The sequence below is a fragment of the Staphylococcus pseudintermedius genome (assembly GCF_001792775.2).
GTDB classification, from domain to species: Bacteria; Bacillota; Bacilli; order Staphylococcales; family Staphylococcaceae; genus Staphylococcus; species Staphylococcus pseudintermedius.
Genome location: NZ_MLGE02000014.1, coordinates 1 through 12,926, shown reverse-complemented (window position 1 = coordinate 12,926; position 12,926 = coordinate 1). Strand labels below are relative to the sequence as shown.

Below are 12,926 nucleotides of genomic sequence, written 5' to 3'. Positions count from 1 at the left end.
GATAAATGGCTAAATTACAAATCACCCTCACTAAAAGCGTTATTGGGCGTCCAGAAACACAACGTAAAACAGTTAAAGCACTTGGCCTAGGTAAGGTCAATTCATCTGTTACAGTTGAAGACAACGCAGCAATTCGTGGACAAATTAACAAAGTAAGTCACTTAGTATCAGTAGAAGAAAAATAATTAAGGAGGTGCCAAAATGAAATTACATGAATTAAAACCATCAGAAGGATCACGTAAATTACGTAACCGTGTCGGCCGTGGTGCAGGTACTGGTAACGGTAAAACAAGTGGTCGTGGTCAAAAAGGTCAAAAAGCACGTTCAGGTGGTGGCGTAAGACCAGGTTTCGAAGGTGGTCAATTACCATTATTCCGTCGTATTCCAAAACGTGGTTTCACAAACATCAACCGTAAAGAATACGCTATCGTTAACTTGGACCAACTTAATCAATTTGAAGATGGTACTGAGGTAACACCTGAGTTATTAATCGAAACAGGCGTAGTTAAGAATGAAAAAGCTGGCATTAAAGTTTTAGGTAATGGTTCATTAGAAAAGAAATTAACTGTTAAAGCACACAAATTCTCAGCTTCAGCTAAAGCCGCTATTGAAGCGAAAGGCGGAGCACAAGAGGTGATCTAATGTTTCACACGCTTGTGAACTTTTTTAAAACAAAAGAAGTTCGTAACAAGATACTTTTTACTCTTGCAATGTTAGTCATTTTCAAAATAGGTACGTATATCCCAGCACCTGGTGTTAATCCAGCAGCATTTGATAATCGACAAGGTTCTCAAGGCGTCACTGACTTGTTAAACACGTTTGGTGGCGGAGCCTTGAAGAACTTTTCCATTTTTGCTATGGGAATCATGCCCTACATCACTGCTTCAATTGTTATGCAACTATTGCAAATGGATATTGTACCTAAGTTTACTGAATGGGCAAAGCAAGGTGAAACTGGTCGTAAGAAGTTAAACAACTTCACACGTTATTTCACAATTGTTTTAGCATTTATTCAATCGATTGGTATGTCGTTCCAATTCAATAATTATTTGGACGGGGCACTTATCAAAGAACAAAATGTTTGGTCGTATTTGTTAATTGCAATAGTACTTACGTCAGGAACTGCATTTTTAATGTGGTTAGGTGAACAGATCACGCAATATGGTGTTGGTAATGGTATTTCTATTATCATCTTTGCAGGTATTTTATCTACATTACCGTCTGGACTCATGCAATTTTACCAACAGGAGTTTATCGGACAAGATGATGTTACATTCGCTTGGTTGAAAGTCGCTGGACTCGTTGTCGGTATGATTTTATTAACTGTCGGCGCGGTATATGTATTACAAGCGATTCGTAAAATACCTATTCAATATGCAAAGAAACAATCTCATATGCGTCTTGGTTCACAAGCAACATACTTACCATTAAAAGTTAACTCAGCTGGTGTGATTCCAGTCATCTTTTCAATGGCATTCTTTTTATTACCGAGAACATTATCATTGTTCTTCCCGGATGCCGACTGGGCACAAAAGCTAGGAAATTACGCTGACCCATCTCATAATATGGGTATGGTAGTTTATGTTGTCTTGATTATTGCATTTACTTATTTCTATGCATTTGTTCAAGTCAACCCTGAAAAGATGGCAGAAAATCTTAAGAAGCAAGGCAGTTACGTTCCAGGGATTCGTCCTGGTGAACAAACGAAAAAATATATCACTAAAGTCTTATATCGCTTAACGTTTGTAGGTTCAATTTTCTTAGCGGTCATTGCGATTTTACCAATTATCGCAACTAAATTTATGAACTTACCACAAGCAATTCAATTGGGTGGTACAAGCTTACTCATCGTTATCGGTGTTGCCATTGAAACAATGAAAAGTTTAGAAGCTCAAGTGAATGAAAAAGAATATAAAGGCTTTGGTAGACGATAATTTGTAGGAGGGCACTTATGAACATTATCTTAATGGGATTGCCTGGTGCTGGTAAAGGAACTCAAGCGAGTGAAATCATTAAAAAGTACCCTATTCCTCACATTTCAACGGGGGATATGTTCAGAAAAGCGATTAAAGATGAAACTGAACTAGGTAAAGAAGCGAAATCCTATATGGATCGTGGTGAACTTGTACCAGACGAGGTTACAGTTGGGATTGTAAAAGAACGTATCTCTGAAGACGATGCAAAAAAAGGTTTCTTATTAGACGGATTTCCTCGTACGATTGAGCAAGCAGAAGCATTAAATTCAATCCTAGAAGAACTTGGAAGAACGATTGATGCAGTTGTGAATATCGAGGTGCCAGAAGAAGAACTCATGAATCGTCTAACAGGTCGTCGTATTTGCGAGACTTGTGGCACAACATATCATCTTGTTTTCAATCCTCCAAAAGTTGAAGGTATTTGTGATATTGATGGTGGTAAGCTTTATCAACGTGAAGACGACAACCCTGAAACTGTTGCGAACCGTTTAGAAGTGAATGTAAAGCAATCTAAACCTATTTTAGAGTTTTACAATCAAAAAGGTCTTTTGAAAAACATCGACGGGTCAAAACACATTGATGAAGTTACATCAGATGTGATTGAAATTTTAGAGTCACTTAAATCATAACGGCTTGGTGAGATCATTTTGAATCAGTCGTTAACTTTGATAGCATAAATTGATTTTTATGGTGACAAGGCTTTATAACGATTGTGTAAAAGTGAGTATAACTAAAGTAGACCGTTCATGAATAAATATTCTATATCCTTACAACAAAAGGGAGGCGTTATTCCAAATGGCAAAACAAGACGTTATCGAACTTGAAGGTACAGTATTAGATACTTTACCAAATGCAATGTTTAAAGTAGAATTAGAAAATGGTCATGAAATTCTAGCACATGTGAGTGGTAAAATTCGAATGAACTATATCCGTATTCTACCTGGCGACAAAGTAACAGTAGAAATGTCTCCGTATGATTTAACACGCGGAAGAATCACATATCGTTATAAATAATTGTCACTCCAACATTGAAGGAGGTATAAAAATGAAAGTAAGACCATCAGTAAAACCTATTTGCGAAAAATGTAAAGTCATTAAACGTAAAGGTAAAGTCATGGTAATCTGTGAAAACCCTAAGCATAAACAAAAACAAGGTTAATTAAAAGAGAGGTGTAAATTATAATGGCACGTATTGCAGGAATTGATATCCCACGTGATAAACGCGTAGTAATCTCATTAACTTATATCTACGGTATCGGTAAAACATCAGCACAAAAGATCCTTTCAGAAGCAAACGTTTCAGAAGATACACGTGTTAAAGACCTTACTGACGATGAGTTAGGTCGTATTCGTGAAGTTGTAGACGGTTATAAAGTTGAAGGTGACTTACGCCGTGAAACAAACTTAAACATCAAACGTTTGATGGAAATCTCATCTTACCGTGGTATCCGCCACCGTCGTGGTTTACCAGTTAACGGTCAAAAAACTAAAAACAACGCTCGTACGCGTAAAGGCCCAGTTAAAACTGTAGCTAACAAGAAAAAATAATAGGTAAAGGAGGCAAATTATACTATGGCACGTAAACAAGTATCACGTAAACGTAGAGTGAAAAAGAATATTGAAAACGGTGTGGCTCATATCCGTTCAACATTCAATAATACAATCGTAACAATTACAGATGAATTCGGTAATGCTTTATCATGGTCATCTGCAGGTGCGCTTGGTTTTAAAGGTTCTAAAAAATCTACACCATTCGCAGCACAAATGGCTTCTGAAACAGCTTCAAAAGCAGCGATGGAGCATGGTTTAAAATCAGTTGAAGTAACTGTAAAAGGCCCTGGCCCAGGTCGTGAGTCAGCGATCCGTGCGTTACAATCAGCAGGTTTAGAAGTAACAGCGATTAAAGACGTTACTCCAGTTCCACATAATGGTTGCCGTCCACCAAAACGTCGTCGCGTATAATTAAATTTTCGTTTTGTCACAAATCACTTGAATTTAAAGTTATGCAAGTCGACGTACTTAAGGAGGATATGTAAATGATTGAAATTGAGAAACCTAGAATTGAGACAATTGAAGTTAGTGATGATGCTAAATTCGGTAAGTTCGTTGTTGAACCATTAGAGCGTGGTTATGGTACTACACTAGGAAACTCCTTACGTCGTATCCTACTATCATCATTACCAGGTGCGGCTGTGAAGTATATCGAAATTGAAGGTGTGTTACACGAATTCTCTGCAATTGATCATGTCGTTGAAGATGTTTCTACAATTGTGATGAATATTAAAAAGTTAGCACTTAAGATTTATTCTGAAGAGGATAAAACACTTGAAATCGATATTAAAGAAGAAGGCGAAGTCACTGCAAAAGATATCATGCATGACAGTGATGTTGAAATTTTGAACCCTGATCTTAAAATTGCGACAGTGTCTAAAGGTGGTCACCTTAAGTTACGTTTAGTTGCGAATACAGGACGTGGGTATGCATTAGCTGATCAAAATAACTCAAGTGATCTTCCAATTGGTGTGATTCCAGTAGATTCATTATACTCTCCAGTAGAGCGTGTGAATTATACAGTTGAAAATACACGTGTGGGACAAAGTTCTGACTTCGACAAATTGACATTAGACGTATGGACTGATGGCTCAATTACACCGCAAGAGTCAGTATCTTTAGCTGCTAAAATTATGACTGAGCATTTAAACATCTTTGTTGGTTTAACTGACGAAGCACAAAATGCAGAAATCATGATTGAAAAAGAAGAAGATCAAAAAGAAAAAGTATTAGAAATGTCTATTGAAGAATTAGACTTATCTGTACGTTCATACAACTGTCTTAAACGTGCGGGTATTAACTCAGTACAAGAACTCGCTGACAAATCAGAGGCTGATATGATGAAAGTTCGTAACTTAGGTCGTAAGTCTCTTGAAGAAGTAAAATACAAATTAGAAGACTTAGGTTTAGGTCTAAGAAAAGAAGATTGATAAAGGAGGTTAACTCATGGGTTACAGAAAATTAGGTCGTACTTCAGATCAACGTAAAGCAATGTTACGTGACTTAGCAACATCATTAATCGTTAGCGAACGCATCGAAACGACTGAAGCACGTGCGAAAGAACTTCGTAGCGTAGTTGAAAAATTGATCACTTTAGGTAAAAAAGGTGACTTAGCTTCTCGTCGTAATGCTGCTAAAACATTACGCAACGTTCAAATCTTAAACGAAGATGAAACGACTCAAACTGCACTTCAAAAATTATTCGGTGAAATCGCTGAACGTTACCAAGAGCGTCAAGGTGGTTACACTCGTATTCTTAAAGTTGCTCCACGTCAAGGCGATGGCGCATTAAAAGTAATCATTGAATTAGTATAATTGATACACACTACTACATGAAAGCAAATGAGTGCAACGATAATGTTTGCCACATACAAATATTGTCTAGCTCAGAGTACCCCATCTAACTTAATATTGACGACAAAGCGTGAACTCAATTCAGATGGGGTGCGCGCTTTTTTATGTCAATGTTGGATGGGTCGGGACGTCAAACTTTTGTGTTCCAATCGTCCTCATTTTTTTGACTGCTTTATCATTACTGATTGAAAATAAGACTATGAGAAGATCAAGACTGTGAAAACTTAGATGTGTCTCAGTCTGACAATAATAGACAAGGGTGTGAGATGATGGTTGATTGTCTCATATCCTTTTTTTAATGGGACGATAAGCGTTAAGTCAAGTCAGAAACGCTAATGGCATACGATGGGATTGAATCGCAGGCAAACATTTCCGATACATATACAAATGGCGTTGTTTTTTGTAAAATAGTCATATTAGCACATAAAGGAGGCACTAGAAATGGAACACGAGCACTTGATAGAATTTGATCACGTTTCATTTCAATATCATGAGGATCAACCGAAAGTTTTAAATGATATCCAATTCAAAGTGAACAAAGGTGAATGGTTATCTATTGTCGGTCATAACGGTTCGGGTAAATCAACATTAGCGAAACTGCTCACAGGTATTGAACAAGATTATCAAGGCGATATTCGTATTAACGGCAGTTCGATTAAAGGTGTCGATCGTTCAGCTTTTGAACATCATATTGGCATCGTGTTTCAAAATCCTGAAAATCAATTTGTAGGATCAACAGTAAGCTATGATGTGGCTTTTGGTTTAGAAAATAAAGGATTGTCCTACAATGAGATGCATGACATTGTGCCTTTAGTCCTTAAAGATGTAGATATGTATGATAAACAGCATCATGAACCTACTGCGCTTTCTGGTGGTCAAAAACAACGTGTCGCGATTGCGAGTGTTTTAGCTTTAGAACCGCAATTGATTATTTTAGATGAAGCGACGGCGATGTTGGACCCAGAAGGTAAGCGTGATATACTAGCGATGGTGAAAGCACTCAATCGACATAAAGGTGTTACGGTCATTGCGATTACACATGACCTTTCAGAAGTCGTGTCGTCAGATCGTGTGATTGTGATGAATCACGGCGAAGTGTTTTTAGAAGGAACGGTTGAAAAGATTTTTGAGCAAGGTGAAGCGTTAGTAGAAATTGGTTTGGATTTGCCCTTTGAGATGCGCATGGCTCAAAAGTTAAATCTTAGCCAATCGTTTATAACGTATGAAGGATTATTGGAGCGGTTGACATGATTAAATTTGAAGAAGTTTCCTATACGTATCAAAAGAATACACCTTATGAATATCAAGCGTTAAATCAAATCTCAACAGAGTTTTTACCTGGACGTTATTATGCGATTATCGGTAAAACGGGGTCTGGCAAGTCCACATTGATTCAACATTTCAATGGTTTAGTGAAACCGACCCGTGGCAAGGTCCAAGTGCTAGATGTCACCGTCAACCGAAAAACGAAAGATAAACATCTGAAATCGATTCGTCAACGGATAGGTATGGTTTTTCAATTTCCGGAGTCCCAGTTATTTGAGGAAACTGTCGAAAAGGAAGTATTGTTCGGACCACGTAATTATGGGCTTGACATAGAAGAGGCACGTGACAAAGCAATGACGTTGCTTGGTGAACTCGGTTTTGATGCAGAAAAAGTGATGCAGCAGTCTCCGTTTCTACTCTCAGGAGGGCAAATGCGTAAAATTGCGCTCGCTGCCATATTAGCGATGGACCCGGATATTTTAATTTTAGACGAACCGACAGCGGGTTTAGATCCACGAAGTAAAGCTCAAGTGATGGCGTTGTTTAAGAAACTACAGTTGGAAGAAGGGAAAACGATTATTCTAGTGACACACGATATGAACGATGTCGCTGAATTTGCGGATGAAATTAAAATCATGCAAGGTGGAACTTTAATAGAATCCACGACGCCGTATGACTTTTTCCAACGCCCTGATGACGTCAATGCTTTGCACTTATGCCTTCCTGACATTGTGCGGTTACAGCGTGATGTTGAGGCGAAATTGGGCGTACAGTTCGACAAGTTGGCATTAACAGAAGCATCGTTTGTAGCGATTTATGAAGAATGGAGGCAACGTCATGAAGGATAAGCTAATTATTGGACGTTTTCTTCCGCTCGATACCGTCATACATCGATTGGACCCGCGCGCGAAACTGATTTTTGTATTTTTGTTTATTATCATTATTTTTTTTAGTCACGCGTCTTTAAGTTATTTGTGGCTTGCACTTATATTACTCACAGTTACTAAACTTGCACGTATTCCATTATGGTTTCTTATAAAAGGACTCTTACCGGTATTCTTCTTTTTAATTTTAACCTTTATGATGCATCTGTTTCTCACTAAAGGTGGAACACGTTTGATTGAATGGGGCTTCATTACTATTGATTCAAACGGGATTAGAGAAGGGATACTTATCATGCTTCGACTCGGATTCATTATGATTGTCTCAACGATTTTGACATTAACGACGAGTCCGCTCAATTTGACAGATGCATTTGATCGTCTGTTTAAACCGTTAAAATACATTAAAATTCCTGTGGCAGCATTAAGTATGATGATGTCGATTGCCTTACGTTTTATTCCGACATTAATGGAAGAATTGGATAAAATCATTTTATCTCAAAAATCACGGGGCTCTGACATTAGCTCAGGTTCATTGGCTGCGAGAATTAAAGCATTTATTCCATTACTCATTCCATTGTTTATTTCTGCGTTTCAACGTGCAGAAGAACTTGCGATTGCGATGGAAGTGAGAGGTTACGATGCCAATGCAGAACGAACGAGTTATCGCATTTTAAAATGGCAGCTGAAAGACACATTATTAATTATCAGCCTCGTTCCTATTGCAGCGGTTTCTCTATGGTTAGGCCATACTTTTTAAAGAAAGGACGATATTATGCAGCGTGTCCTCGTTAAAATCAGTTATAACGGTGCACAATTTTTAGGATTTCAAATTCAAAATCAAGGGCGAACAATTCAAGGCTACTTTGAAAAAATATTAAAACGCATGCATCAGCAACATGTACGCATTCATCCATCCAGTCGAACGGACCGTGGTGTACATGCTAAAGCACAATATTTTCATTTTGATACGCATTTAAACATTACGCCCGAACGCTGGCAACATGCGATGAATAGTGCATTGCCTGATGATATCTATGTTCATGATGTTTCTTTTATTGATCGAGACTTTCATTGTCGCTATGACTGTGTCGGGAAACGTTATCGCTATAGCATTTATCAAGCTGAACATCGCAACCCGTTTTGGTCACAATTGAAAACATTCGAGCCAAAAGCATTGGATATTGAAGCAATGCAACGTGCGGCTCAGTATTTTGTCGGTACACATAATTTTACGACGTTCTGTTCACAAAAAACAGAAGTTGAAAGCAAAGAACGTACGATATATGAAAGTCGTGTTGAACAGACTGCAGACGGTATCGATTTCGTGATTACAGGATCAGGGTTTTTGTACAATATGGTGCGTGTCATTATGGCATATCTATTAGAAGTCGGTAAAGGGAGACGTTCAGCAGACGATGTTCCCAACTTGTTAGCGCAGCAAGATAGAAATCTTGTTCCTCATACAGCACCCGCAGAAGGACTGTATTTGGAGAAGATTTATTTAGCGGCAGAGCAGTTAACAGCGGACTTTGGAGATCACATTCAAATTCACTCTAAAAAATCAACACAAATTTAACGAAACACATTGACTTTATGCGCTAAAACCTATATCATAGTTAACGGTATTGTTTTATATCACCCCACGATAAGCCCCGGAAACTTATTGTGTTACAAGATATATAAGCAGGAAAGAGCAACAGCTAACGGAATAAATAGCGCACTGGATTGTTTCGTACAATCACCCCAAAACTATAGAAACATTTATTCACTAGGAGGACTCAATTATGCGTCAAACATTTATGGCAAATGAATCAAACATTGAGCGCAAATGGTACGTTGTCGATGCTGAAGGGCAAACATTAGGTCGTTTATCATCAGAAGTAGCAGCTATCTTACGCGGTAAAAATAAAGTAACTTACACACCACACGTTGATACAGGTGACTACGTGATCATCATCAACGCATCAAAAATCGAATTGACTGGTAACAAAGAAAACGATAAAATTTACTACCGTCACTCAAATCACCCAGGTGGTTTAAAATCAATCACAGCTGGCGAGTTAAAACGTACTAACCCAGAACGTTTACTTGAAACATCTATTAAAGGAATGTTACCAAGTTCACGTTTAGGTGAAAAACAAGGTAAAAAATTATTCGTTTATGGTGGCGCTGAACATCCACACGCTGCACAACAACCAGAAAACTACGAGTTACGTGGTTAATTAGAAGGAGGAAATGACATTGGCACAAGTTGAATATAGAGGCACAGGCCGTCGTAAAAACTCAGTAGCACGTGTACGTTTAGTACCAGGTGAAGGTAACATTAAAGTAAATGATCGTGACGTACGTGAATACTTACCATTCGAATCATTAATCTTAGACTTAAACCAACCATTCGACGTAACAGAAACGAAAGGTAACTATGACGTTTTAGTTAACGTTCACGGTGGTGGCTTCACTGGTCAAGCACAAGCAATCCGTCACGGTATCGCACGTGCATTATTAGAAGCTGATCCGGAATACAGAGGTTCATTAAAACGTGCTGGTTTATTAACACGTGACCCACGTATGAAAGAACGTAAAAAACCAGGTCTTAAAAAAGCCCGTCGTTCACCTCAATTCTCAAAACGTTAATATCGATTATATATTATGTTTCAAGACATCTTCTCATTGCGGGAAGATGTCTTTTTATTGTGCGCCCGGCATGTGTAACATCTTGACGGTGAAAGTCCGTTACAGTTTTGGTAGTAGGAGTAGGAGCAGTCACACGTTTAAAGTTCTTGATTTGTCTAATAACCAAGGTCAATGGGGTTTGTCGTTTCAGACCGACTACGGAAGCAAAAAGAAATTTAATACGCACCTTAAGGAAAATAACGAAATGAAATAGACCCGGTACCTTTAAAGACATTATCACTGAAATTAGCCAAGTGACGCGAGGTTGGATAAATTACTTTGGGGTTTGTACGACAAGCAGATAGAGGTCATAATGATATTCGATAGATATCTTATTGAATGTTATAATAAAGTCAATAAGATGCGTGATTGCGAGGTTTATATATGACTAGTAGTAAGTATATTGAATATTTGCAAAATGAGGTTGAAGGACAGCTTCTAGATCGAAAGAGGGCGTCTATAAATCCTAAAGATGTTGCTCAACATATTAGTGCGTTTGCAAATGCTGAAGGTGGCAAACTAGTAATTGGTATTGAAGATAATGGAGAAATTTCAGGATTTAATCATTCAAAAGCAAAAAATAAAGAGGTATATATTGAAGCACCTTTCGAACATTTATATAGAATACCTAAATATACTCATGAAATAATAGAAGTGAAGAAACGCGATGGAACTATGGATGAAATTCTTATTTTCGACATTGAACCTAGCTATGATGCTATTATCACCTTAAAAGATGATTCAGTATATTTAAGAATTAATGATAAAAGTAGAAAATTGACACACAATCAAATTACCAATTTAGAATACGATCGCGGTTCACGTCGTTTCGAAGAAGAATTGGTCGAGTATTCTAGTATTGAAGATGTGGATGAAAACCTTGTTAGTGAGTTTAAGCAATTACTTGATACTAATGTAGATAATGAAAAATTATTAAAAGCTAGAGGGTTTATGCGTGAAGGTAAATTGACAGTTGCAGGTTTATTATTGTTTAGTAATAATATTAATGTTTATTTACCTAGTGCTAGGATCCGATTCATGAGGTATGAAGGTACAAAAGAAGAATCTGGGGCAAGACTTAACGTTGTAAAAGATATTACTTTTGACAAAGCTTTGCCAGTAGCAATAAGAGAAGCGAGAGCTTTCATCAATACACAATTACGTGAATATACTTTTTTAGGCAAAGAGGGAAGGTTTGTAACTTTGCCGGAATATCCGGAATTTGCTTGGTTTGAGGGAATGATAAATGCTATTATACATCGTAGATATGATAATCAAGGCGATCATATAAGAATAAAAATGTTTGACGACAGGTTAGAAATTAGTAGCCCGGGTGTATTGCCTGCTTCTGTTACGTTAGAGAATATTAAGGAAGAAAGATATTCAAGGAATCCAAAATTAGCTGCAGCATTAACTCAATATAAATGGGTGAGAGAATCAAATGAGGGCGTGGGACGTATATTTGACGAAATGAAGGATTATTTTTTAGATGATCCTGTTTATTCAGAGCCTAATAATAGTTCAGTACAACTAACTTTGAAGAATAATGTCGTAGCTAGAAAAGAAAGAGAAACAGGTAGAGTGAGTAATATAATAACACCTGAATTATTTGAAAGTTTAAATGAGCAACATGAATTAATTGTGAGACATTTATATAATCAAGGCGAACTAACAGCATCTAAAATTGCTAATATTATTCAAAGGTCTGTTCCTACTGCTAGAAAAAGATTAAAAGAATTAGAGGAAATGAATATTATATCGACACATGGATCAAGTAAAAATGATCCAAAGAGAACATATTATTTACTCGGATTCGAGTAAAGAGAAAAATTTTCGAGTAACTCAAAAGAAAAATACTAAAAAATCATGTGAAACCAATGATATCAAGGGTTTTGTGAGCTTTCGAGTAAAGAAAAAAATTTTCGAGTAACTCAAAAGAAAAATATTAAAAAATCATGTGAAACCAATGATATCAAGGGTTTTGTAAGCTTTCGAGTAAAGAGGGGAATTTTCGAGTAGTATTATTTAATAAGAATTACAAGTTAAATAAAATACCTACAAATCAAAAGTTGACAGAGATTGTAGAATTTCTATCAGATGGTAAGTTAGCAAGTAGAATAGAAATCCAAGAAACAATGGGTCTTCAAAAAAGTTATACATCTGACTTAATTGCGGAACTGAAGAAAATAGAGATTATCGGTTCTGAAGGTAGAGGCCTAGGTACTAGAAATTATTTATATAGAGGCTAATAAATTTATCCAGTGATAACCAGACGATAATCGAACGATACAAGAGTATTTACCACCGGCCAGCAGTTTATTTAGTTACCCCTAAGTATAATTTGGTTTAATTCTATGCAATCGAAAAGAATTAGAAATCCTTTAATTTCAAGGCTTACGATAGTTTATACAACTATACGAAACCCTAAAGTTTTTTGAACGTAAAAAACCAGGTCTTAAAAAAGCCCGTCGTTCACCTCAATTCTCAAAACGTTAATATTGATTATATATTATGTTTCAAGACATCTTCTCATTGCGGGAAGATGTCTTTTTCAGTGCGCCCGGCATGGGTAACATCTTGACGGTGAAAGTCCGTTACAGGCTTGGTAGTAGGAACTGTTAGCGAAAGACAAGGGTGTCCATTGCGAAGTGGAATCTGAAGGAAGTCGGACGCAAACACTCGCACTGACGAACAGAAATATCATAGCCTTAGTATGATATTT

Annotated in this window: 19 protein-coding genes and 1 pseudogene; all 20 read left to right on the top strand. The window is 37.2% G+C overall.

Annotated elements, in window-relative coordinates; genetic code table 11:
* Positions 1-5 precede the first annotated feature (5 nt).
* The 20 genes and pseudogenes from rpmD (at position 6) to rpsI (BJK46_RS12680) (ending at position 12,700) form a co-directional block, all read left to right on the top strand.
* Entirely contained in the window at positions 6-185 is a 180-nt protein-coding gene (rpmD, locus tag BJK46_RS09590; RefSeq protein ID WP_014613230.1) for a 50S ribosomal protein L30, read from the top strand.
* A 16-nt stretch (positions 186-201) separates the two neighbouring features.
* Positions 202-642 carry a 50S ribosomal protein L15 gene (gene rplO / locus BJK46_RS09585; protein ID WP_014613231.1) on the top strand — a complete coding sequence of 147 codons (441 nt, stop codon included), beginning with the start codon at positions 202-204 and terminating at the stop codon, positions 640-642.
* Positions 642-1,934, top strand: coding sequence for a preprotein translocase subunit SecY (gene secY, locus BJK46_RS09580; protein WP_014613232.1), 1,293 nt, complete (start codon positions 642-644; stop codon positions 1,932-1,934). Before rplO ends, secY begins: the two co-directional genes overlap by 1 nt.
* Positions 1,935-1,951: 17 nt before the next feature.
* Positions 1,952-2,605, top strand: a complete 654-nt coding sequence (locus BJK46_RS09575; RefSeq protein ID WP_014613233.1) for an adenylate kinase — start codon at positions 1,952-1,954, stop codon at positions 2,603-2,605.
* 166 nt (positions 2,606-2,771) lie between these two features.
* Positions 2,772-2,990: a translation initiation factor IF-1 gene (gene infA, locus BJK46_RS09570; RefSeq protein ID WP_001118443.1), complete on the top strand. Its 219-nt coding sequence runs from the start codon at positions 2,772-2,774 to the stop codon at positions 2,988-2,990.
* Positions 2,991-3,021: 31 nt separating this feature from the next.
* Complete coding sequence (gene rpmJ / locus BJK46_RS09565; RefSeq protein WP_002509257.1) at positions 3,022-3,135, top strand: 50S ribosomal protein L36; 114 nt, start codon at positions 3,022-3,024, stop codon at positions 3,133-3,135.
* A 23-nt stretch (positions 3,136-3,158) separates the two neighbouring features.
* Complete coding sequence (gene rpsM / locus BJK46_RS09560; protein ID WP_014613234.1) at positions 3,159-3,524, top strand: 30S ribosomal protein S13; 366 nt, start codon at positions 3,159-3,161, stop codon at positions 3,522-3,524.
* A 24-nt stretch (positions 3,525-3,548) separates the two neighbouring features.
* On the top strand, positions 3,549-3,938 hold the full coding sequence (gene rpsK / locus BJK46_RS09555) for a 30S ribosomal protein S11 (RefSeq protein ID WP_014613235.1): 390 nt from the start codon (positions 3,549-3,551) through the stop codon (positions 3,936-3,938).
* A 74-nt stretch (positions 3,939-4,012) separates the two neighbouring features.
* Positions 4,013-4,957 carry a DNA-directed RNA polymerase subunit alpha gene (locus BJK46_RS09550; protein ID WP_014613236.1) on the top strand — a complete coding sequence of 315 codons (945 nt, stop codon included), beginning with the start codon at positions 4,013-4,015 and terminating at the stop codon, positions 4,955-4,957.
* Positions 4,958-4,973: 16 nt separating this feature from the next.
* Positions 4,974-5,342, top strand: coding sequence for a 50S ribosomal protein L17 (gene rplQ, locus BJK46_RS09545; protein WP_014613237.1), 369 nt, complete (start codon positions 4,974-4,976; stop codon positions 5,340-5,342).
* A 480-nt stretch (positions 5,343-5,822) separates the two neighbouring features.
* Positions 5,823-6,632 carry an energy-coupling factor transporter ATPase gene (locus BJK46_RS09540; protein ID WP_014613238.1) on the top strand — a complete coding sequence of 270 codons (810 nt, stop codon included), beginning with the start codon at positions 5,823-5,825 and terminating at the stop codon, positions 6,630-6,632.
* Positions 6,629-7,495, top strand: a complete 867-nt coding sequence (locus BJK46_RS09535; protein ID WP_014613239.1) for an energy-coupling factor transporter ATPase — start codon at positions 6,629-6,631, stop codon at positions 7,493-7,495. Before BJK46_RS09540 ends, BJK46_RS09535 begins: the two co-directional genes overlap by 4 nt.
* Positions 7,485-8,288, top strand: coding sequence for an energy-coupling factor transporter transmembrane component T family protein (locus BJK46_RS09530; protein ID WP_015729511.1), 804 nt, complete (start codon positions 7,485-7,487; stop codon positions 8,286-8,288). Before BJK46_RS09535 ends, BJK46_RS09530 begins: the two co-directional genes overlap by 11 nt.
* 15 nt (positions 8,289-8,303) lie before the next feature.
* Positions 8,304-9,107: a tRNA pseudouridine(38-40) synthase TruA gene (gene truA, locus BJK46_RS09525; RefSeq protein ID WP_015729510.1), complete on the top strand. Its 804-nt coding sequence runs from the start codon at positions 8,304-8,306 to the stop codon at positions 9,105-9,107.
* 208 nt (positions 9,108-9,315) lie between these two features.
* Positions 9,316-9,753, top strand: a complete 438-nt coding sequence (gene rplM, locus BJK46_RS09520) for a 50S ribosomal protein L13 (RefSeq protein ID WP_014613242.1) — start codon at positions 9,316-9,318, stop codon at positions 9,751-9,753.
* Positions 9,754-9,772: 19 nt separating this feature from the next.
* On the top strand, positions 9,773-10,165 hold the full coding sequence (gene rpsI, locus BJK46_RS09515) for a 30S ribosomal protein S9 (protein ID WP_037542446.1): 393 nt from the start codon (positions 9,773-9,775) through the stop codon (positions 10,163-10,165).
* Between the two features lie 119 nt (positions 10,166-10,284).
* Positions 10,285-10,509: pseudogene (locus BJK46_RS09510) on the top strand (group II intron maturase-specific domain-containing protein); the annotation flags it as partial.
* A 79-nt stretch (positions 10,510-10,588) separates the two neighbouring features.
* Positions 10,589-12,025, top strand: a complete 1,437-nt coding sequence (locus BJK46_RS09505; protein WP_014613245.1) for an ATP-binding protein — start codon at positions 10,589-10,591, stop codon at positions 12,023-12,025.
* A gap of 248 nt (positions 12,026-12,273) precedes the next feature.
* Positions 12,274-12,453, top strand: a complete 180-nt coding sequence (locus tag BJK46_RS09500) for a hypothetical protein (RefSeq protein WP_014613246.1) — start codon at positions 12,274-12,276, stop codon at positions 12,451-12,453.
* A gap of 157 nt (positions 12,454-12,610) precedes the next feature.
* A complete protein-coding gene (gene rpsI / locus BJK46_RS12680; protein ID WP_110148278.1) occupies positions 12,611-12,700 on the top strand; it encodes a 30S ribosomal protein S9 in 90 nt (29 codons plus the stop codon).
* The last annotated feature ends 226 nt before the right edge of the window (positions 12,701-12,926 follow it).